This window comes from Allobosea sp. GW823-FHT01F03, assembly GCF_058798075.1.
On the sequence record NZ_CM179505.1, the window covers coordinates 1285630 to 1306423 of the forward strand.

A 20794-nucleotide genomic window follows, 5' to 3' on the forward strand; every position below is an offset into this window, starting at 1 on the left:
TTTGGCCCGCTTGCCTCGGCAGACAGGACGCCACGATCCGCAAGCGGATCGGCGCTGGCCTCCTGCCGCCCCGGTCGCTATCAATCCGCCGGAATCCTTGCAAGGGAGCGACCGCGCATGCCTGCCGACACCACCGCGCGACGGAACAGCCGTTTCTGGCTCTATGCTCCCTTCGTCCTGCTCGCCATCCTCGCCGCGGGCTGGTCGGGGCTCTGGGTGATGGCGCGCGGCAAGGTCGAGCAGCATCTCGACGCGGGAATCGCGCGCGAGGCGGCCGCCGGCCGCAACTGGACCTGCCGCGATCGCAGCATCGGCGGCTACCCGTTCCGGATCGAGCTGCGCTGCGCCGGCGTGACGCTGGTCTCCTCGCGCTGGGGCGACGAGGTCAAGGTCGAGACCGGCCCCGCCGTCGCCGTAGCCCAGGCGACCGCGCCGGGGCATCTGATCCTGCAAGCCACCGGGCCGCTGACCGCGACCCTGCCGGCCAGGCAGAACGCCGATCTCAACTGGAGCGCGCTCGAGGCCAGCCTGCGCCTGACCACGACCGGTTTCGAGCGCATTTCGCTCGTCGTGCACGACCCGGTCGCGACGCTGCGCACTCCGGACGAGACCGGCGGCCTGCGTAGCGAAACGCTGCGCTCGGCGCTGTTCGAGGCGCATCTGCGGCCGAACCAGCAGAATTATGCCAGTCAGCAGGCGGTCGATGTCGCGCTGGCCACGAAGGGAGCGGTCTTGCCGGTGCTCGATGCCCTGCTCGGCGATGCCGCGCCGAGCGATCTCGACGTGCAGGCGACCGTCTTGCAATCCTACGCTTTTCGACGCGGCTTCAATCCCGACGCGCTGGAAAGCTGGCGCACGGCCAATGGCGGGATCGAGATTACGCGGCTTAGCCTGCTCAAAGGCACGGCCCGGTTCGAGGCTTCCGGCCGGCTCGGGCTCGACGAGGCGCATCGGCCGGCCGGGCAGGTCGATGCCGCGGTCGCCGGGATCGAGCGCGTCGCCGGCATCAGGGTCGGGGGGCTGACCGCGGGGCTCGGCGCGCTGCTGGGCGGGCGGGCCAATGCGGCGCAAAGCAATGCGGCGGCAGGGCTCACGCCGCTGCCGCCGGTCGTCCTGCGCGAGGGCAGGGTCTTTCTCGGGCCGGTGCGGCTGCCCCTGCAACCGCTGCGGCCGCTCTACTGAGCGCCGATCGCGGCGCGCGGCGCCTCGATCCGCACCAGCGCCTTCTTGACCGCCTCCTGCACCTTCTCGAAGGCACGGACCTCGATCTGACGGACGCGCTCGCGCGAGACGCCGAACTCCTCCGAGAGCTGCTCGAGGGTGATCGGGTCCTCGGCGAGGCGGCGCGCCTCGAAGATGCGGCGCTCGCGCGGGTTGAGGACGTTCAAGGCCTCGCGCAGCGCCGAATGGCGATTGTCGCTTTCCTCGGATTCGGCGAGCCGGTTCTCCTGGCTCTCGCTGTCGTCGACCAGCCAGTCCTGCCATTCACCCTCGCCATCCTCGCGCAGCGGCGTGTTGAGCGAGGCGTCGCCGCCGAGGCGACGATTCATGTCGACGACGTCCTGTTCGCCGACGCCGAGCTTGGTGGCGATGCTCTTGACCTGGTCGGGCCGCAGATCGCCGTCGCCGAGCGCCGAGATCTTGCTCTTGGCCTTGCGCAGGTTGAAGAACAGCTTCTTCTGGTTGGCGGTGGTACCCATCTTCACCAGCGACCAGGAACGCAGGATATATTCCTGGATCGAGGCCTTGATCCACCACATCGCATAGGTCGCGAGCCGGAAGCCCTTGTCGGGCTCGAAGCGCTTGACCGCCTGCATCAGGCCGACATTGCCTTCGGACACGACCTCGCCGATCGGCAGCCCGTAGCCGCGATAGCCCATGGCGATCTTGGCGACGAGGCGCAGATGCGAGGTGACGAGCTTGTGCGCCGCGTCGCGGTCGCCATGCTCGCGCCAGCGCTTGGCCAGCATGAATTCTTCGTTCGGTTCCAGCATCGGGAACCGACGGATCTCTTCCAGATAGCGTGAAAGTCCGCCCTCGGCGGACATGACGGGCAGCGACGCAATCGCCATGCTCGTACTCCTCTCCAGGCTCCCGCACAGCGGCGAGCCGACCACCCGATGATCCATCGGGCAGGATTGTGTGGCGCGCCGGCTCGACGAAGACCGTCGTCAATTCGCGAGTAGCGCTCCCAGCGGCGCCCCTTCAGCCATCCGCTTCGCAGTGCAGTATATTCAATGCGAGAGTGACCGAAAGTGGGCGGCGCAGCAAAAAACCGTCACAGGATCGCGAGTTCTCTTTGCAAACGTGCAAAGTCGTCCGGTGGTTCCGACTCGAAATGCAGCTCCTCGCGGGTGACCGGATGCGCGAAGCCGAGGAGGCGCGCATGCAGAGCCTGGCGGCCGAGAGCGGTGAGCGCGGCACGTGCGCCTTCCGGCAGGCGGCTGGCCTTGGTCATGAAGCCCGAGCCGTAGAGCTGGTCGCCGAGCAGCGGATGGCCGATATGGCTCATATGCACCCGGATCTGGTGGGTGCGGCCGGTCTCGAGCTGGCATTCGACCAAGCTCGCCAGCGCCTCGACCTCCTCGTGGCCGCGCAGCAAGGGCGGATAGCGCTCGATCAATTCGATATGGGTGATGGCCTCGCGGCCCCGGCCTTCGCCGACCACCATCATCTTCTCGCGATTGCGGTTGGAGCGTTCGATCGGTGCATCGATCGTGCCGCTATGGCGGCGCGGCGCTCCCCAGACCAGGGCCAGGTAGGCGCGTTCGAGCGGCCCCGTGCGGCCGTGATCGGCGAATTGCTTGGCCAGTCCCTGATGCGCCTTGTCGTGCTTGGCGACGACGAGCAGGCCGCTGGTGTCCTTGTCGAGGCGGTGGACGATGCCGGGCCGGCGCACGCCGCCAATGCCGGAGAGGCTCGCGCCGCAATGGGCGATCAGCGCATTGACCAGCGTGCCGTCCTCATGGCCCCCGGCGGGGTGGACGACGAGGCCGGCGGGCTTGTCGATGACGATCAGGTGCTCGTCCTCGAAGACGACGTCGAGGGGGATCGCCTGGCCGACCGGCGCGGCGGGCTTGGCCTCGGGCATCACCAGAGCGAGCTTCTGTCCCTCGGCGACCTTGCGGCTGGGGTCGGTGACCACGGCGCCGTCGATGCTGACGCCGCCCTCCTTGATCACCTGCTGCAGTCGGGCACGGGAAATCTCGCCGGCGAGCAGCGCCAGCGCCTTGTCGAGGCGCAGGCCGGCATGCTCGGCGGCAATGACGAGTTCAGTCGGGACATCAGTGGGGTTGGGCGCGTTCATGTCCCGTCTATAGGCGCAAGGGAAGAAAATCGCACCCAAAGATCACAGATCATGTGCGGGCCTTGATCGGCAGTTCGGGCCGCGCGAGGCGCGAGTCGGCGCTCTCCCGTCAGGAGGTGGCCGGCTCGTCATGGCGCTCTGGCCGAGGAAGGACGCCGAATTGCGTCAGCCGAAGAGGCGGAAGCGGCCCTTCGGTTCTTCCGGCTTTGCCTGTTCCGGTCCCGGATCGTCGGGAGCGTGGGCGACCGGGAAGACCACCGGCGATGGCCGGGCCTGTCCGGCTGGCTTGGCGGGGCTCGGAGCGGCCTCGGCGGGCGCGGCAGCCGCCGGCTCGGGCTTCGGCTCGGCAACGGGCTCGGGCTTGGCTTCCGGCGTAGATTCGGCTCGCGTCTCCGCAGCGGCAGGCGTCGGGGTGGGTGTGACCGCCTCGGCCACGGTGGCGGCCGGAACGGCCTCGACGATCGCGGTGGCGGGCTCCGGCGTCGCGGTTTCGACACGTCCTTCGAGGAGCGGGGCGGACTCGTCGAGATCGGCGAGCACGTCGTCGAGATCGGCGGCGGGGCGGCCGAGCGTCGCCGGCGGCATCGTCCAGACGAAGGCATCGAGGCGGCCGGAGATCGGCGAAACCGGCAGCCAATGGTCGGAGACGAGTCCGTCCGCGACCCAGGCCGCATCGCGCGGGGCACGGGTGGCACGAGCGAGCCATTCACGGACGCGCCCGGCGGCGCCGTGCTCGGCCTCTTCGAGCTCGGCCATCAGCAGGCAGACCCGGACCGAGGCGCCACCGGCGAGCAGCGGCTTCAGCGTCGCGCGCGCCTTCTCGAAGTCCTGGGCGTGGATCGCCGCGCCGGCGAGCGCCAGCACGCCCTCCGGGTCGGAGGGACGCAGCCGGGTCAGCGTCTCGGCGCGGGCGAGGCGATCGCGGGCGCTGTCGCCGGGGCGGACATCGAGATAGGCGGCGGCGATATCGGGGTGGGAAGCTTCCTTCCAGGCGGCTTCGAGCAGCCTCGCCGCCTTCTTGACGTCGCCGCGCTCGGAGAGCATGCGCCCGGCCAGTGCCGCCGCCGGGGTCAGCCCCGGGGCGAGCTTGGCGGCTTCGAGTGCGGCGGCGAGCGCCTTCTCGGGTTCGCGGCCCTTGGCTTCGAGCGCCTCGGCGGCGAGCAGAACGGCGCGCTGGCGCTTGGCCTCGGCCTTGTCGGCGAGGCGCAAGGCGGCACGGCGCTCGACGGCGGTGCGCGCCGCCTGCCAGTCGCCGGCGCTGGTGTGGAAATCGAGCAGGGCATCATTGGCCCAGGCGAGCGAGGGCGAGCGGCGCACCGCCTCGTCGGCGAACGCGCGGGCCGCAGCCATGTCGCCGCGGCGGCGCGCCTCGACGAACAGGCCGCGCAGGCCGAGCACCCGGGTCTCGGGTTTGTCGAGCATCGCCTTGAAGGCGGCCTCGGCGCGGCCGCGATCGCCGGTGAGCTGGGCGGTCTGGGCCTCGAGCAGCAGGGTCAGCGGCTCCTCGGCCGCGAATTTGCGGGCGTCATGGGCGTGACGGCCGGCGGCGATGGGATCGCCGGCGCCGATCGCGACCATGCCGCGGGATACCGCCTCGAAGCCGCGCGCCCGGCGGCGCGACCGTGAGGCGAAGCTGAAGGCGGAGGGCAGGCCGAGCACGAAGCGCAGCACCGCCCAGACGACCAAGGCCAGGAAGGCGAGCAGGATGACGCCGATCGCGGCGATCGCGACGCTGGTCTCGATCCGGTAGCCCTGCCAGAGCACCGAGACCTCGCCCGGGCGGTCGGCGAGCCAGACGGCGCCGGCTGCCAGCGCGGCGATGACGAGGAGATAGGTCAGTACGCGAACCATGGAGCCTTCCTCAGCCTGCCGAACCCAGGGCGGCGACCGCATTGCGCGCGATCGCGGCGATGGCGGCCTCGGCTGCCGCACGTTGCTTGAGCGCCGTCCCGAACGCCTCGCTGGGGCGTCGGGCCGGCTCCGGCAGCTGCGCCCAGAGCGCCGCCGCAGTGGCGATGTCGTTCTGCACCAGAGCGTTCTCCAGCCGGATCGGCAGCGTCGCCGGATCGTTCGCGCCGGTGTCGCCGACCGGGCGGATGGTGACGATCCGGCTGGCCAGCCCGAGCAGCTTGTCCTCCCAGCTGCTGGCCGGGGGGGCGCTCTCGCGGGCAAACAAAGCGCGGTGGCTGCGGAACTGGGCGAGCAGGACGTCGCGGGTCGAGGCGCCCTTGGCGGCGACCGTATCGAGTGCGGTCAGCTCGGCGGCCGGGATGCCGCCTGCTGCGAGCGCGGCGACGTCCTGCTGGAAGGGCCGGCCGGCGGCGATCGCGTCGCGCACGCGCTCGGCGAGGACGATGCGGGTGGCGGCGAGTGCCTGCCGGCTCGGCACCAGAGCGTTCTTGGCGGTGGTCTCGACAGCGGCGAGGCGTTGCCCGGTCTCGCCGAGGCGGCGCTCGAGTTCGGTTGCGGCAGTGCGGGCGGCGGCGGCGTTGCTGTCGGCCTGGCTGAGCTTTTCGGTGACCTGGGCCAGGGCGGCGGCGTCGCCCGCCGCGACCGCGGGGGCGGCCTTGGCGAGCTCGGCGAGGCGGCTCGCATTGCTCTGCGCCACGGCGTCGGCCTTGGCCGCGCTGTCGGCGGCGGCGCTGGCCTTGCGCTCGATCGCCTCGAGTGCGGCGCGGCTGGGCAAGGCGGCGCTCTGGGCCTGCAGCGCCTCGATCCGACGGTTCAACTCGGCGAGGCGGGCGGCGTCGTCGGGGCCGGCGAGCTTGAGGCCGAGCAGCACCAGCCCGGCGCCGACCGCGCCGCCGATCAGTCCGGCGAGAGCAAGCGCCGGCAGGCCGGGGCGGCGCTCAGGCAGGGGAGGCGGGGGCGGCTCGAACTCGCGGGGGAGGGCCTCGCTGGGCAATACGGCCTCGGCGGCGCGCTCGGTTTCGGCGGCGGGGGTCGCGGCGGACTCCGGCTCAGGCGTCGCGGCTTCGGGGGAGACCTCGGCGGTCGGTTCGCCCTGCGGCTGCAATTCGATGGTCGGCGGGGTGCGGCCCGAGCGGCTGCGACGCTTTGCGGCCGGGCTCTGTTCGCTGCTCGGCTCGCTCATGGCATCCTTTTCCGTCTCGGCAGCCGGTTCGGCCGCCGCCGTTTCCTCTCTAGCACCGCCATCGAGCAGAATGCGAGCCGGCAGTTGGTCGAGTGCGGCGAGCAGAGCGGCCTCCTCGGCATGCTCGGCGACCAGCACGGTGCCGGCGCCGGCGCCGATCAGCGGTGCGGCGATCTCGGCCGAAAGCGCGACCTGCGGCAAGGCGAGCGCCTGCTCGGTCAGGCCGGCAGCGCCGGCCAGCGAAAGGAAGGTCTGGGCGCTGCGCGGAGAATAATGCAGGGCGGCATCGACCTCGCCGCGGCGCAGGGCCTCGACGGCGGCCTCGGGCAGGCTCTCGACCGCCCTGGCCTCATAGGCCGTCCAGATCGCGACCTCATGGCCGGCGGCGCGCAATTGCTCCGGCAGATCGTCATGGCGGTCCTGCCCGGCGACGAAGAGCAGCTTCTTCGGCGCCGGCAATTGGCTGGAGATCAAAGCGAGGAGATCGGCGCGGTTGCCCTTGGCGTTGCGGGTCGCGAAGCCGAGTTCCCCGGCCGCATCGGCGGTGCGGCTGCCGACACAGAATGCGGGCAGCGCCTTGCGCCAGGCCTTCGGCAACTGCTCCAGCGCCGGAACGGCGTTGGCGCTGGTCAGCACGATCGCGTCGAACGGGCCTTTCGGTGCCGGCTCCGCGCCTGGGACGATGCTGAAGAGCGGCGCCGGGACCGGCTCCTGGCCGCGCTCGCGCAGCACCTTGGCGGTGCGCTCGGCATCGGGCTGCGGTCTCAACACCAGAACGCGCATGTCGTCTCCTCGTTTCGGCCGGTCGTAGAGGCTCAGGCCGGATCGTAAATGCCGGCCGGGGCGCGGGCGCGCAATTCGCGCCCGAGATCGGCTCCCAGTTGCGCGGCTTCCGTGACGGAACCATGGCGCTCACCCTCGGCGCATTGCGAGCCGTCGGGCGAGAGCAGCTGGGCGCGCAGATGCACGCGGTCGCCGTCGACGACGGCATGGCCGGCGATCGGCATGCGGCAGGAGCCGTCGACCTCGGCCAGGAAGGCGCGCTCGGCCGTGACCGCGATCCCGGTTTCACGGCAGATCACCGGGGCGAGTGCCGCGATCGCGGCGGCGTCGTCCTCGCGGATCACGATGCCGATCGCGCCCTGGCCGACCGCCGGTAGCGATTCCGCTATGGACAGGATGCCGCTCGCCTTGTCCTCGAGGCCGAGCCGGCGCAGCCCGGCAAGCGCCAGCAGCGTCGCGTCGATCTCGCCGCTGGCGACCTTCTCCATGCGCCGCGCGACATTGCCGCGCAGCAGAACGACCTTCAGATCGGGCCGGATCCGGCGCAGCATCGCCTGCCGGCGCAGCGAGGCCGAGCCGATCACGGCGCCTTGCGGCAGGTCGGCGAGGCGGGAGATGCCGCGTGAGATCAGCACGTCGCGCGCATCCTCGCGCGGCAGATAGCCGCCGACCACGAGGCCGGGCGGCAGCTCCGTCTGCAGGTCCTTGGAGGAGTGCACGGCGAAATCGATCATCCCGGCGAGCTGGGCGACATCGAGTTCCTTGGTGAACAATCCCTTGCCGCCGGCCGCGGCGAGCGAGCGATTCTGGATCGAATCGCCGGTGGTGACGATCGGGTCGAAGGGCAGTTCCTCGGCGGCCCAGCCATGGGCGTCCATCAACCGGCCGGCGAATTCCCGGGCTTGCGCCATGGCGAGTGGGCTGGCGCGCGTACCGATGACGAAGCGGCCGGGCAGGCGCTGCTGCCGCGGGGGGGTGGGCTGTTCGCTCATTCGGCGCAAATTCTCCGTTTCCCGGCGCAGCGTCCCGCGCGCCATTGGCCTTCTCTTTCTGCAGCACTATACGAAGGAAATCCCCGCGCGAAACCGCGCACCTGTCAGCCACCCCGCTGCCGGGACCTTAAACCAGCGAGCTTTCCGACCGACCGGCCATGCGAGTTCTGGGCATAGAGACCACCTGCGACGAGACCGCCGCCGCGATCGTCGGCGTCGAGCGCGGCGGCGCGGCCAAGATTTTGTCCAACGAGATCCTGAGCCAGATCGCGGCGCATGCCGCCTATGGCGGGGTCGTTCCGGAGATCGCGGCACGCGCCCATGTCGAGGCGATCGACCGGATCGTCGCGCGCGCCTTCGAGAGTGCCGGGCTCAAGGCCTCGGAGATCGACGCGGTCGCGGCGGCGGCCGGGCCGGGATTGGTCGGCGGCGTGATGGTCGGCCTGACCAGCGCCAAGGCGATCGCTCTGGTGACCGGAAAGCCCTTCATCGCGGTCAACCATCTCGAGGGCCATGCCCTGACCGCGCGGCTGACCGACGATGTCGCCTTCCCCTATCTGCTGCTGCTGGTTTCCGGCGGGCACACGCAATTGCTCGCCGTGCGCGGCGTCGGCGACTACCTTCGGCTGGGCACGACCATCGACGACGCGGTCGGCGAAGCCTTCGACAAGATCGCCAAGATGCTGGGCCTGCCCTATCCCGGCGGCCCCTCGGTCGAGCGCGAGGCACTCAAGGGCGATTCCGAGCGTTTCGAGTTCCCGCGGCCGATGACCGGGCGACCCAAGCCGGATTTCTCGCTGTCGGGCCTGAAGACGGCGGTGCGGCTGCTGGCGGAGCGGATCGCGCCGCTTTCCGATCGCGATGTCGCCGATCTCTGCGCCTCCTTCCAGGCCGCGGTCGTCGATGTTCTGGTCGACCGGACCCGGGCCGGGCTGCGCGCCTGCCGCGAGGCCGGGATCAGCCCGTCGACGCTCGTCGTCGCCGGCGGCGTCGCCGCCAACCAGACGATCCGTTCCGGGCTGATGCGGCTTGCCACCGAGGCCGGGCTGCCGATGGTCGCGCCGCCGCTGGCGCTCTGCGGCGACAATGGCGCGATGATCGCCTGGGCCGGGCTGGAGCGGCTGCGGCTTGGCATGATCGACGATATGAGCGCGGTCGCCCGGCCGCGCTGGCCGCTCGACGAGCTCAAGGCCGCCGGGTGATGGCAGCGGATCGGTTCGCCACGATCGGCGTCGTCGGTGGCGGCGCCTTCGGCGCGGCGCTTGCCTTGGCGGCGGCACGGGCCGGACGGCGCGTGATCCTCTGGGCCCGCGACGGCGAGGCGGTGGCGGCGATGCGCGCACGCCGCGAAGTGCCGCGCCTGCCGGGCGCGATCCTGCCGGAGGCCGTCGAGCCGGTCGCCGAGCTGACGGCGCTGGCCGCGGCGCAGGCGCTGATCCTGGCGGTGCCGACCCAGTCGCTGCGGCCGGTCTGCACGAGCCTCGCGCAAGCCTTGCCTTCCGGATTGCCGGCGATCTCGGCCGCCAAGGGCATCGAGCAGAAGAGCGGCCTGTTCACCACGCAGATCATCGCCGAGCTCTGGCCGGGCGCGGTGCCGGCGATCCTGTCGGGCCCGAGCTTCGCCGTCGACATCGCCCGCGGCCTGCCGACGGCGCTGACCCTGGCGGCGAGCGAGCCCGTGCTGGCGCAGAAGCTCGCCGAGGTGCTGAGTTCGTCTTCGCTGCGCATCTATCACAGCAACGACCCGCGCGGCGTCGAGATCGGCGGCTCCGCCAAGAACGTGCTCGCCATCGCTGCGGGCATCGCGATCGGGCTCGGTTATGGCGAGAGCGCCCGGGCGGCGCTGGTGGCGCGCGGCTTTTCCGAGCTGCGCCGTTTCGGCGAGGCCTTCGGGGCGCAGTCGGAGACGCTGATGGGGCTTTCGGGCCTGGGTGACGTCGTGCTCTCCTGCGCCTCGGCACAATCGCGCAATTTCGCCTATGGGCTGGCGCTGGGGCAGGGCAGCACGCCGGCCGAGGCAGCCGGCGGCAAGCTCGCCGAAGGCGCCTTCACGGCGGCGATCCTGGCGGAGATGGCGCGGGCGCGAGGAATCGAGACGCCTATCGCGGAAGCGGTCGCGGCGATCATCGCCGGAAAGATCGGGGTCCGCGAGGCGGTCGCCGGGCTGCTGGCGCGGCCGATCCGTTCCGAGAACTGAAACGGCTGGAACCGGGCGGGGAGCGAATAATGGCCAATGACTGGTCCGACCTGACGAAACGCGTGGCCCGCGGCATCGCCGAGGTACGCAAGACCACCGGCGCGGAGCTGGTGGCCGAGAGCCAGCCCGTGCCTCTGGCCGGGCGGATCGCCGGGCGGGTGATCGAACTGCGCCGCCGCCGCCGCGAGGACACGCATCGCTTCGTGCTGATCCTGCCCTTCGGCGAGGGCGAGACCAGGATCGAGCTCAGCCCGCAGGACTACGCCGCGCTGACCCGCGAGATGGTGCGGTTCTGGAACGAGCAGGGCGAAGCCGCCTCGCGGCCGCCGGCGCCTTTGAAAGACGAAGAAGAGGACGACGCCTGATGGCTCACTGGCTGATCAAATCGGAACCCTCGGTCTGGTCCTGGGAGGACCAGGTCAAGGCCGGGGCCGAGGGCACGCGCTGGGACGGGGTGAAGAACCACACCGCCAAGCTCAACCTGATGGCGATGAAGAAGGGCGAGCAGGTCTTCTTCTACCATTCCAATGAAGGGCTCGCGGTGGTCGGCATCGTCGAGGTCATCAAGGAGCACTATCCCTGGAGCGAAGCGGGCCCGCCCTGGGTGCTGGTCGATTTCAAGGCGGTGAAGCCCTTGCCCAAGCCGGTGACGCTCGCCGCGGTGAAGGCCGAGCCGAGCCTCGCCAAGATGTCGCTGGTTACCTCCTTCCGCCTGTCGGTGCAGCCCGTGACCGACGAGGAATGGGCGATCGTCTGCAGGATGGGCGGGCTCTGAGACCGTTTCCGCGTGCGTCCACCGGGAGGCCGGCAGGGCACGCGACGGCGTATCCGGAGCGACCCGGGCGCCGCGGCGGAGCTCGCTCCCCCGCCGAAAGTCGCAGCAACGAAAGTGCGAGCCGCCGGCGCTTGTCGCCGATGGCTTGCGTCTTATGATGTGATGAACTTGAAAGAAGCCGCGTCGGATCGCGACGACGGCGCCATGCCGCCCAGAGCCGCCTCCGGCTCACGCCGACGGCCGAAGTCTGGGGAGACGTCTGATATGACCGAGATGATCTACGATGTGCCGGCGACCTGGGCCAAGAAGGCCTATCTGAACGACGCCAAGTACAAGAAGATGTACGCGGCCTCGATCAAGGATCCCGACAAGTTCTGGGGCGAGCAGGGCAAGCGCATCGACTGGTTCAAGCCCTATACCAAGGTCCGCAACGTCAGCTACAAGCCGGGCAAGGTCTCGATCAAATGGTATGAGGACGGCACCACCAACGTCGCCTATAACTGTATCGACCGGCATCTGCCGACGCGGGCGAAGCAGACCGCGATCATCTGGGAGGGCGACGACCCCTCGGAGTCGAAGAAGATCAGCTACGGGCAGCTCTACACCGAGGTCTGCAAGTTCGCGAACGTGCTGAAGGCCCAAGGCGTCAAGAAGGGCGACCGCGTCACCATCTATCTGCCGATGATCCCGGAGGCGGCCTATGCGATGCTGGCCTGCGCGCGCATCGGGGCGATGCATTCGGTGGTGTTCGGCGGCTTCTCGCCGGACTCGCTCGCCAGCCGGATCGAGGACTCCGATTCGAAGATCGTGATCACCGCCGATGAGGGGCTGCGTGGCGGCCGCTCCGTTCCGCTGAAGAAGAATGTCGATGCCGCCGACCCCAAGGTGAAGGGCGGCATCGCGACGGTCATCGTCGTCAAGCGTACCGGTGGCAACGTCACCATGCAGGATGGCCGCGACGTCTGGTACCATGACGAGGCGGCGAAGGTCTCCGGCCATTGCCCGCCGGTCGAGGTCAAGGCGGAGGATCCGCTCTTCCTGCTCTACACGTCCGGCTCGACCGGCAAGCCGAAGGGAGTGCTGCACACCACCGGCGGCTACCTCGTCTATACCGCGATGACGCATCAATACGTCTTCGACTACCACGACGGCGACATCTACTGGTGCACCGCCGATGTCGGCTGGGTCACCGGCCACAGCTACATTCTCTACGGGCCGCTCGCCAATGGCGCGACGACGCTGATGTTCGAGGGCATCCCGACCTATCCGACCATCTCCCGCTTCTGGGAGGTGATCGACAAGCACAAGGTCAACACCTTCTACACCGCGCCGACCGCGATCCGTTCGCTGATGGGCGCCGGCGAGGAGGCCGTGACCAAGACCAAGCGCAAGTCGCTGCGCCTGCTCGGCTCGGTCGGCGAGCCGATCAATCCGGAAGCCTGGGAATGGTATCACCGCGTCGTCGGCGAGCGCCGTTGCCCGATCGTCGACACCTGGTGGCAGACCGAGACCGGCGGCATCCTGATCTCGCCGCTGCCCGGCGCGACCCGGCTGAAGCCGGGCTCGGCGACCCGGCCCTTCTTCGGCGTCAAGCCCGAGATCGTCGACGCCGAGGGCAAGGTCCTCGAGGGGGCGGCCGAGGGCAACCTCGTCATCTCCGAGAGCTGGCCGGGCCAGATGCGTACGGTCTATGGCGACCATAAGCGCTTCGAGGAGACCTATTTCGCGACCTATCCGAACCGGTACTTCACCGGCGATGGCTGCCGGCGCGATGCTGACGGCTATTACTGGATCACGGGGCGCGTCGACGACGTGATCAACGTCTCCGGCCACCGCATGGGCACGGCCGAAGTCGAGTCGGCGCTGGTCGCGCATCCCAAGGTCTCGGAGGCCGCGGTGGTCGGCTATCCGCACGACATCAAGGGGCAGGGCATCTACGCCTATGTCACGCTGATGGCGGGCGAAGAGCCTACGGCGGACCTGAAGAAGGAGCTGGTCACCTATGTCCGCAACGAGATCGGCCCGATCGCGTCGCCGGACCTGATCCAGTTCTCGCCGGGCCTGCCCAAGACCCGCTCCGGCAAGATCATGCGCCGCATCCTGCGCAAGATCGCCGAGGACGAGTTCGGGGCGCTGGGCGATACCTCGACGCTGGCCGATCCGGCCGTGGTCGAAGACCTGATCGCCAACCGCCAGAACAAGCGCAAGGCGGGCTGAGTCCGGGAAGGACGGTAGCGACGTCATGCTCGGACCTGTCCCGAGCATGACGTCTTGACCGCCGCTTCTCATCGAGGAAGACGTGGATGGTCGCCACAAGGGCGACCATGACGGAAAGTGGCGCTACGCGCCCTGCTTGCCGGGCTTGCGGCGCGGCGCCTTGATCTTGCGCCCATAGAGCTCCAGCCGGTGGCGCACGATCTCATAGCCGAGCTCGGCGGCGATCTTGGCCTGCAGCGCCTCGATCTCGGGCGAGGAGAACTCCACCACCGTTCCGGTCTCGACATCGATCAGGTGGTCGTGATGCTCCTGGTCGGCGTGCTCATAGCGCGAGACGCCGTCCTCGAAGGCGTGGCGCTCGATCGCGCCTTGCGTCTCCAAGAGCTTCATCGTCCGGTAGACCGTCGACAGCGAGAGTGTCGGATCATGCGCGAAGGCGCGGGTGAAGATGCCCTTGGCGTCCGGATGGTCGTCGGCTTCGGCGAGCACGCGCAGGATCAGCCGACGCTGCTGCGTCATGCGCAGCCCCGCCTGGCGGAGCTGGCCCTCGAAAGCCTCCACGCGCTGGTCGATTCCCTTCATGGCAGAGAGGTAGCAACGCTGAGAGGCATTTGCAAAAGCAGTTATCGCAAATCGTTCGCAACTGCGTTGACAGATGCAAGTGGTTTGCAATAGCGTTCGGTCATGCGCCATCGAACGCTGGAGAAAGCATGTCCCTGCGCCGCCGTTTCCTGAGCCTGCTCGCTGCTGCCCCGCTGGCGCTGGGCCTCGCCTTCGATCCTCTGACCGCGCTGGCGCAGGCCGTGTCCGGCAAGCCGTTGCGTGTCGTCACCACTTTCACGGTGATCCAGGACATCGCCCAGAACGTCGCCGGCACGGCGGCGATCGTCGAGTCGATCACCAAGCCCGGCGCCGAGATCCACGACTACCAGCCGACGCCGCTCGACGTGGTCAAGGCGCAGTCGGCCGATCTCGTGCTCTGGAACGGGATGAATCTCGAGCGCTGGTTCGAGCGCTTCTTCGACAATGTGAAGAACGTGAAGAGCGCGGTGGTGACCGAGGGCATCGTGCCGATGGGCATCAAGGAGGGGCCCTATGAGGGCAAGCCCAACCCGCATGCCTGGATGTCGACGGCAAGCGCGCTGATCTATGTCGAGAATATCCGCAAGGCGCTGAGCGAGGCCGATCCGGCCAATGCCGAGACCTATGCCAGGAACGCCGCCGCCTATGCCGCGCAGATCCAGGCGATGGACGCGCCGCTGCGCGCAAGGCTCGACAAGGTGCCGGAGGACAAGCGCTGGCTCGTCTCCAGCGAGGGCGCCTTCAGCTATCTCACGCGCGACTATGGCTGGCGCGAAGCCTATCTCTGGCCGATCAATGCCGATGAGCAGGGCACGCCGCAGCAGGTGCGCCGGCTGATCGACCTCGTCCGCAAGAACAAGCTCCCGGCTGTGTTCAGCGAGAGCACGATCTCGGACCGCGCCGCCAAGCAGGTGGCGCGCGAGACCGGGGCGAAATATGGCGGCGTGCTCTATGTCGACTCGCTCTCCGATGCGCGCGGCGCCGTGCCGACCTATCTGAAGCTGCTGGAAGTCACCGTCGACACCATCGCCAAGGGATTTGGCCAGTGAACCTGCACCGCCCGGTAGCGCCGCTGCTCGCGGCGGAAGGCGCGCCCTCGATCACGGTCGAGGGCGTCACCGTGAGCTATGCCAACGGCGTCACCGCCGTGAACGACGCCTCCTTCGGGCTCGGGCCGGGCACGATCTGCGCGCTGGTCGGCATCAACGGCTCCGGCAAGTCGACGATCTTCAAGACGCTGATGGGCTTCCTGAAGCCGGCTGCCGGCCTTGTGCGGATCGCCGGACTCGAGGTGCAGCGGGCGCTGAAGCGTGGCCTTGTCGCCTATGTCCCCCAGGCTGAGGAGGTCGACTGGACCTTTCCGGTTCTGGTCGAGGACGTCGTGATGATGGGGCGCTATGGCCATATGGGCTTCCTGCGCCTGCCGCGGAAGGCTGATCGCGAGGCGGTGGAGCAGGCGCTGGCCCGGGTCAACATGCTCGATTTCCGCCGCCGCCAGATCGGCGAGCTCTCGGGCGGGCAGCGCAAGCGCGTCTTCCTGGCGCGTGCGCTGGCGCAGGGCGGGCAGGTGATCCTGCTCGACGAGCCCTTCACCGGCGTCGACGTCAAGACCGAGGACCAGATCGTCTCGCTGATGCGCGAGCTCAGGGCCGAAGGGCGGCTGATGCTGGTCTCGACCCATAATCTCGGCTCGATCCCGGAATTCTGCGACCAGGTCGTGATCATCAACAAGACCGTGCTGGCGGCGGGGCCGACCGAGACCACCTTCACCCAGGAGAACCTGCAGCGGGCCTTCGGCGGCGCGCTCCGGCATTTCCGGCTCGAGGGCACGGCCCTGCACGACGATGCCGATGCCCGGCGGATCACCGTGCTCACCGACGATGAGAGGCCGCTCGTGCTCTATGGCGAGCGCGACCATGAGAAGCTGGCGAGCGGCAGCACGGACGACAAGCCATGATCGAATTCCTGCTCGAGCCCTTCGGCTACCAGTACATGGTCAAGGCGATCTGGGTCTCGGCCCTGGTCGGCGGGGTCTGCGCCTTCCTCTCCTGCTATCTGATGCTGAAGGGCTGGTCGCTGATGGGCGACGCGCTGGCGCATGCGATCGTCCCCGGCGTTGCGCTCGCCTATCTGCTGAAGGTGCCCTATGCCGCCGGCGCCTTCTTTTCCGGGCTGCTCGCGGCGCTCGCCATGGCGCTGGTCAGGGTGCGCACGCAACTGCGCGAGGACGCGGTGATCGGCATCGTCTTCACCAGCTTCTTCGCCATCGGCCTGCTGATCGTCTCGATCAATCCGACCTCGGTCAATGTCCAGTCGATCGTGCTCGGCAACATCCTCGGCATTTCCGACGAGGACGTGATCCAGGTCGCGATCATCACGCTGGTCTCGCTCGCGATCCTGCTGGCGCGCTGGAAGGACCTGATGCTGGTCTTCTTCGACGAGAACCATGCCCGCAGCGTCGGGCTGAACCCGCTCAGGCTGAAGATCCTGTTCTTCGTCCTGCTCAGCGCCTGCACGGTCGCTGCGCTGCAGACGGTCGGTGCCTGCCTCGTCATCGCCATGGTGGTGACGCCGGGGGCCACCGCCTATCTCATGACCGATCGTTTCGGCCGGCTGATCGCGATCGCGGTGACGATGGGCGTCGTCACCTCGGCGGTCGGCGCCTATGTCAGCTACTTCCTCGACGGCTCGACCGGCGGGCTTATCGTCGTCTTCCAGACCCTGCTCTTCCTCGCTGCCTTCGTCTTCGCGCCGAAGCATGGAAGGCTGGCGGCGCGGCGGGCGGCGAGTGCGAGGGCTTCCGCATGAGCCTCGTCCAGACCTGGCTGCTCGCCCCCTTCGCGCACGAGTTCATGCAGCGCGGCCTGATCGTCGCGGTGATGGTCGGCCTGGTCTGCGCCGTGCTCTCCTGCTTCCTCGTGCTCAAGGGCTGGTCGCTGATGGGCGATGCGGTCTCGCATGCGGTGCTGCCGGGCATCGTGCTCGCCCATATCGCCAGCCTGCCGCTGGCGCTCGGCGCCTTCGCCGCCGGGCTCGGCTGCGCCTTCGGCATCGGCTATCTCAAGGAGAACAGCCGGGTGAAGGAGGATACGGTGATGGGCATCGTCTTCTCCGGCATGTTCGCGCTCGGCCTTGTGCTCTTCGTCAAGGTCGATAGCGACCAGCACCTGATGCACATCCTCTTCGGCAACATGCTCGGCGTGACCTGGGCCGACATCGCCGAGACCGCGCTGATCGCGCTGCCGGTCACTGCGATCATGCTGCTGAAGCGACGCGACTTCCTGCTGCACGCCTTCGATCCCGGCCATGCGCGCGCCATCGGTCTGCCGGTCAGGGCGCTGCATTTCGGCCTGCTCGCCTTGCTGGCTTTGACCATCGTCGCGGCGCTCAAGGCGGTCGGCATCATCCTGGTCGTCGCCATGCTGGTGGCGCCGGGCGCGATCGGTTACCTGACGAGCCGCCGTTTCGACCTGATGCTGCTGGTCGCGATCGCCTCGGCGACCTTGTCGAGCGTCGCCGGCACGATCCTCTCCTTCCATCTCGACGCCGCGACCGGCCCCTGCATCGTGGTGGTCCAGGGCGGGTTCTTCGCCCTGGCGCTCGCCGCCAATCTCTGGCGGGCGAGCCGGCGCCGGGCCTCGAGCGCCGTCGCCGGAGACTTCACGAAAGCGTGATCGCCAGGAATAATGGCTCGGCTGGGGCGTTTGGCATCGGTCGGCATCTCCCTGTCGGCCTTCGAGGAGCGCGTGGATCATGGCCGAAACCGATCTCGATCGCCGCCGCCTGCTGCGCGGCAGCCTGTTCGGGCTACCCTTGCTCGCCGTCTTTGCGACGGTGATCGGCAGCGCCCCGGCGCGGGCGGACGATGATGACGACGACGATGATGATGACCGCCGTCGCCGTCGGCGCCGCTACTGGCGGGAGCGTGAACGTGAGCGCCAGTATTGGCGGCAGCGTGAACGCGAGCGCTATTATCGCCGTCGCCGCGATTACGACGACTACGACGATTGAGCACCGTCGCGCGCCCGGCCCCGCTGGCCGGCCGTGCGATCAGGCGATCACGCCCGCTCCCTGCAAGAGCGCGAGGCGTTCCGCGTCGAGCCCGAGCTCGGCGGTGAGCACCTCCCGCGTGTCCTGGCCGAGATCGGGCGGCAGACGTCCCACCGGGGCGCGCGCGCCGTCGAGACGGTAGGGCGGCGCGAGCACGGTGCCGGTGCTGCCGTCCGGCCGCTGGCTCTCGACCACCATCCCGGCCTGCTGCGCGCGGGCCGAACGCAAGGCCTCGTGCAGGCCGAGCACCTCGCCGCAGGGAATGGCGTGCGCACTCATCCGCGCAAGCAGTTCGGCGCGGGGGCGGGCGCGCAATTCGGCCTCGATCACCGTGATCAGCGCGGCGCGATGCACGGTGCGCTGCAGATTGGTGCGGAAGCGCTCATCCTCGAGCAGATCGGGCCGCTCGATCACCTGACGGCAGAAGCGTTCGAACTGGGCATTGTTGCCGACGGTGACGACGAGGGCGCCATCGGCCGCCTCGAACACGCCATAGGGCACGATCGAGGGATGGGCATTGCCATAGCGCGGCGGATCCTGGCCGAGCGCCAGCGCCTCCAGCGCGTAATAGGCGCCGATCGTCATGCCGGAATCGAACAAAGCGAGCTCGACATGGTGGCCCTTGCCGGTGCGGCCGCGCTGGACGAGCGCGGCGAGCACGGCCTGCGCCGCATATTGCCCGGTGAAGAGATCGACGGCGGCGACGCCGAATTTCAGCGGCGGCTGGGTCGGCTCGCCATTCAGCGCCATCAGCCCGGCCTCGCCCTGGATCACGAGGTCATAGCCCGGCCGGGTCGCCTCCGGCCCATCCGAGCCGTAGCCGGCGATCGAGCAGTAGATCAGCCCGGGATTCTCGGCGCTGAGCGCGGCATAGCCGAGGCCGAGCCTGTCGGCGCCGCCGGTCTTGAAGTTCTGGATCACGACGTCCGCCTTCGCCGCCAGCGCCCGGACGATGGCGAGGCCCTCGGGCTGGGCGAGATCGACGCCGACCGAGCGCTTGTTGCGGTTGACGCTGTTGAAATAGCAGGTGTTGCGGCCGCCGACGCGGATGCCCCAGTCGCGGGTGTCGTCGCCGCGCAGCGGATGCTCGATCTTGATCACCTCGGCGCCGAGATCGCCGAGCACCTGGCCGCACCAGGGGCCGGCCAGGATGCGCGAGAGATCGAGCACGCGGATGCCGGCGAGCGGCAGGTCGAGTTCGCTCATGAGCCCATCACGCCTTCCAGGCTGGCGGCGAAGGCGATCAGGCGCGGGCGCACCTCATCGAGCAGGAAGCCTTCGTCGAGGATGACGGTCGGCGCGCCGCAGTTGATCGACATCGGCGGCAGGCCGCCGCCGGGGCGGAAGCCGACCGCGATCGAACTCACCGTCGGCTGCCACTCGCCGAAGGAGCGCACGCAGCCGGTCTCGCGGTATTCGGCCAACGCCCGCTCGACGCCTTCGCGCAGGCGCGGCCAGGCGGTCTCGTCGACCGAGCGCACATCTTCGAGGATGGCCTCGCGCTCGGCCTCGTCGCAGATGGCGAGATAGGCCCGGCCCATGGCGCTGCGGCAGAGCGAGAGCCGCGAGCCGACATCGATGTTGAGCGCGATCGCCGCCTCGCCGCGGCAGCATTCGACATAGCGCATGCCGAGCCGGTCGCGGACGCCGAGGCCGACCGAGGCGTTGGAGAAGGCGGCGAGCTCGCGCATGCCGGGCCGGGCGATGCGACGCACGTCGAGCCCGGCGAGCGCCGTGGCGCCGAGCGCGATCGTCGCGGTGCCGAGCCGGTAGCTGCCGCTTTCCGGCATGGCCTGGAGATAGCCGAGCCGCGTCAGCGTATGGGTCAGGCGCGAGACCGTCGAGCGCGCGAGGCCGCAGCGCCGGGCGATCTCGGAATTGGCGAGCGCCTCCTCGCCGCGCCGGAAGCAGGAAAGCAGTTCGAGCCCACGCGCCAGCGCCGTGATGAAATGCCGGTCCTCGCCCGCCTCGCTCGCGGTCGCGCGGGCCGGCCGCCCGGGCCTCGCACGCAGCTGAGGAGCGGCGGCGGGCATCGCCTCAGCGCTTCATCAGGAAGGCGGCGAAGGCGGCCTGCGCTTCCGCCGACATCAGGCGCTCGCCGAAATGGCGGGCTTCGGTGGCGATGGTCTCGGCGGTCGCGGCGGCGCTGCCGCGCTTCAGCAGCATCTTGGTCAGCGCGACGGATTGCGGCGGCAGGGCGGCGAGCGCCTTCGCCTTCTCGACCGCCAAGGGGAGCGCCTCGCCGGCTTCGGTGATGGCGTTGAGGAGACCGGCCTCCTGCGCCACCTCCGGGCTGAAGACCTCGCCGAGCATCAGGAGTTCGGCGGCGCGCTTGGAGCCGGCGATCAGCGGCAGCAAATAGCTCGAGCCGCCCTCCGGGCAGAGGCCGAGCGCGACGAAGGGCAGGCGGAAGCTGGCGCCCTTGCCGGCGAAGGCGAGGTCGCAATGCAGCAGCATGGTCGTGCCGATGCCGACGGCGAAGCCCTCGACAGCGGCGACGATCGGCTTCTTCGTGGTCGAGATCGCGCCGAGGAAGTCGATGGCGATGCGCGCCCCGACGCCGGTGGCGGCCGCGGCGGCGAAATCCTTGATGTCGTTGCCGCTGGTGAAGCAGCCGCCGGCGCCGGTCAGGACGATGGCGCGCACGCCCGCATCGGCATCGGCGGCGGCGAGTGCGTCGATCAGGCCCTGATAGGTCGCCCGGTCGAGCGCATTGCGCCGGTCCGGCCGGTTCATGGTGATCTGCCGGACGCCCTCGGCAACATCTTCGTTCAGCACCGTCTCGGTCATCGTCTGG

Annotated in this window: 20 protein-coding genes; 11 read left to right on the plus strand and 9 right to left on the minus strand. The window is 69.4% G+C overall.

Annotated features, from left to right (window positions below; genetic code table 11):
• The first annotated feature begins 117 nt into the window (after window positions 1-117).
• Complete coding sequence (locus tag AC3RCC_RS05965; RefSeq protein WP_492257895.1) at window positions 118-1182, plus strand: DUF2125 domain-containing protein; 1065 nt, start codon at window positions 118-120, stop codon at window positions 1180-1182.
• Here the strand turns inward: AC3RCC_RS05965 and rpoH are convergent.
• From rpoH to hemC, 5 genes are all read right to left on the minus strand, one after another.
• On the minus strand, window positions 1176-2072 hold the full coding sequence (rpoH, locus tag AC3RCC_RS05970; protein ID WP_291642136.1) for an RNA polymerase sigma factor RpoH: 897 nt from the start codon (window positions 2070-2072) through the stop codon (window positions 1176-1178). The genes AC3RCC_RS05965 and rpoH overlap by 7 nt on opposite strands.
• A gap of 206 nt (window positions 2073-2278) precedes the next feature.
• Window positions 2279-3307 (minus strand): RluA family pseudouridine synthase, encoded by a 1029-nt coding sequence (locus tag AC3RCC_RS05975; RefSeq protein WP_492257896.1) that lies wholly within the window; start codon window positions 3305-3307, stop codon window positions 2279-2281.
• Window positions 3308-3472: 165 nt separating this feature from the next.
• Entirely contained in the window at window positions 3473-5158 is a 1686-nt protein-coding gene (locus AC3RCC_RS05980; protein WP_492257897.1) for a heme biosynthesis protein HemY, read from the minus strand.
• A gap of 10 nt (window positions 5159-5168) precedes the next feature.
• Window positions 5169-7184, minus strand: coding sequence for a uroporphyrinogen-III synthase (locus AC3RCC_RS05985; protein WP_492257898.1), 2016 nt, complete (start codon window positions 7182-7184; stop codon window positions 5169-5171).
• Between the two features lie 32 nt (window positions 7185-7216).
• The gene (gene hemC, locus AC3RCC_RS05990; RefSeq protein ID WP_291642130.1) at window positions 7217-8176 is read right to left on the minus strand and encodes a hydroxymethylbilane synthase; all 960 of its coding nucleotides are present in this window, start codon (window positions 8174-8176) and stop codon (window positions 7217-7219) included.
• Window positions 8177-8334: 158 nt separating this feature from the next.
• On the opposite strand from hemC, the gene tsaD reads away from it, so the two are divergent.
• From tsaD to acs, 5 genes are all read left to right on the plus strand, one after another.
• A complete protein-coding gene (tsaD, locus tag AC3RCC_RS05995; RefSeq protein WP_492257899.1) occupies window positions 8335-9378 on the plus strand; it encodes a tRNA (adenosine(37)-N6)-threonylcarbamoyltransferase complex transferase subunit TsaD in 1044 nt (347 codons plus the stop codon).
• Window positions 9378-10373 (plus strand): NAD(P)H-dependent glycerol-3-phosphate dehydrogenase, encoded by a 996-nt coding sequence (locus AC3RCC_RS06000; RefSeq protein WP_492257900.1) that lies wholly within the window; start codon window positions 9378-9380, stop codon window positions 10371-10373. The genes tsaD and AC3RCC_RS06000 overlap by 1 nt, the downstream gene beginning before the upstream one ends.
• Before the next feature lie 29 nt (window positions 10374-10402).
• A complete protein-coding gene (locus tag AC3RCC_RS06005; RefSeq protein ID WP_492257901.1) occupies window positions 10403-10738 on the plus strand; it encodes a hypothetical protein in 336 nt (111 codons plus the stop codon).
• Window positions 10738-11148, plus strand: coding sequence for an EVE domain-containing protein (locus tag AC3RCC_RS06010; protein WP_291645738.1), 411 nt, complete (start codon window positions 10738-10740; stop codon window positions 11146-11148). The genes AC3RCC_RS06005 and AC3RCC_RS06010 overlap by 1 nt, the downstream gene beginning before the upstream one ends.
• Before the next feature lie 264 nt (window positions 11149-11412).
• The gene (acs, locus tag AC3RCC_RS06015) at window positions 11413-13365 is read left to right on the plus strand and encodes an acetate--CoA ligase (RefSeq protein WP_492257902.1); all 1953 of its coding nucleotides are present in this window, start codon (window positions 11413-11415) and stop codon (window positions 13363-13365) included.
• 123 nt (window positions 13366-13488) lie between these two features.
• Here acs and AC3RCC_RS06020 read toward each other — a convergent pair whose 3' ends face one another.
• Window positions 13489-13947 (minus strand): Fur family transcriptional regulator, encoded by a 459-nt coding sequence (locus tag AC3RCC_RS06020; protein WP_492257903.1) that lies wholly within the window; start codon window positions 13945-13947, stop codon window positions 13489-13491.
• Window positions 13948-14075: 128 nt separating this feature from the next.
• Here AC3RCC_RS06020 and AC3RCC_RS06025 point away from each other — a divergent pair, with 128 nt between their 5' ends.
• The 5 genes from AC3RCC_RS06025 (at window position 14076) to AC3RCC_RS06045 (ending at window position 17958) form a co-directional block, all read left to right on the plus strand.
• Window positions 14076-14996 (plus strand): metal ABC transporter substrate-binding protein, encoded by a 921-nt coding sequence (locus AC3RCC_RS06025; RefSeq protein ID WP_492257904.1) that lies wholly within the window; start codon window positions 14076-14078, stop codon window positions 14994-14996.
• A complete protein-coding gene (locus tag AC3RCC_RS06030; RefSeq protein ID WP_452117190.1) occupies window positions 14993-15904 on the plus strand; it encodes a manganese/iron ABC transporter ATP-binding protein in 912 nt (303 codons plus the stop codon). The genes AC3RCC_RS06025 and AC3RCC_RS06030 overlap by 4 nt, the downstream gene beginning before the upstream one ends.
• On the plus strand, window positions 15901-16755 hold the full coding sequence (locus AC3RCC_RS06035) for a metal ABC transporter permease (protein WP_291642114.1): 855 nt from the start codon (window positions 15901-15903) through the stop codon (window positions 16753-16755). The genes AC3RCC_RS06030 and AC3RCC_RS06035 overlap by 4 nt, the downstream gene beginning before the upstream one ends.
• On the plus strand, window positions 16752-17621 hold the full coding sequence (locus AC3RCC_RS06040; protein ID WP_291642113.1) for a metal ABC transporter permease: 870 nt from the start codon (window positions 16752-16754) through the stop codon (window positions 17619-17621). The genes AC3RCC_RS06035 and AC3RCC_RS06040 overlap by 4 nt, the downstream gene beginning before the upstream one ends.
• A 79-nt stretch (window positions 17622-17700) precedes the next feature.
• Window positions 17701-17958, plus strand: coding sequence for a hypothetical protein (locus AC3RCC_RS06045; RefSeq protein WP_291645735.1), 258 nt, complete (start codon window positions 17701-17703; stop codon window positions 17956-17958).
• Window positions 17959-17997: 39 nt separating this feature from the next.
• On the opposite strand, the gene AC3RCC_RS06050 is transcribed toward AC3RCC_RS06045, so the two are convergent.
• Genes AC3RCC_RS06050 through AC3RCC_RS06060 form a run of 3 tightly spaced genes read right to left on the minus strand, consistent with a single transcriptional unit; the run spans window position 17998 to window position 20787 of the window.
• Complete coding sequence (locus AC3RCC_RS06050) at window positions 17998-19203, minus strand: CaiB/BaiF CoA transferase family protein (protein ID WP_492257905.1); 1206 nt, start codon at window positions 19201-19203, stop codon at window positions 17998-18000.
• Window positions 19200-20030 carry an IclR family transcriptional regulator gene (locus AC3RCC_RS06055; protein ID WP_492257906.1) on the minus strand — a complete coding sequence of 277 codons (831 nt, stop codon included), beginning with the start codon at window positions 20028-20030 and terminating at the stop codon, window positions 19200-19202. The genes AC3RCC_RS06050 and AC3RCC_RS06055 overlap by 4 nt, the downstream gene beginning before the upstream one ends.
• Before the next feature lie 4 nt (window positions 20031-20034).
• A complete protein-coding gene (locus tag AC3RCC_RS06060) occupies window positions 20035-20787 on the minus strand; it encodes an enoyl-CoA hydratase-related protein (RefSeq protein ID WP_492257907.1) in 753 nt (250 codons plus the stop codon).
• Window positions 20788-20794 lie beyond the last annotated feature (7 nt).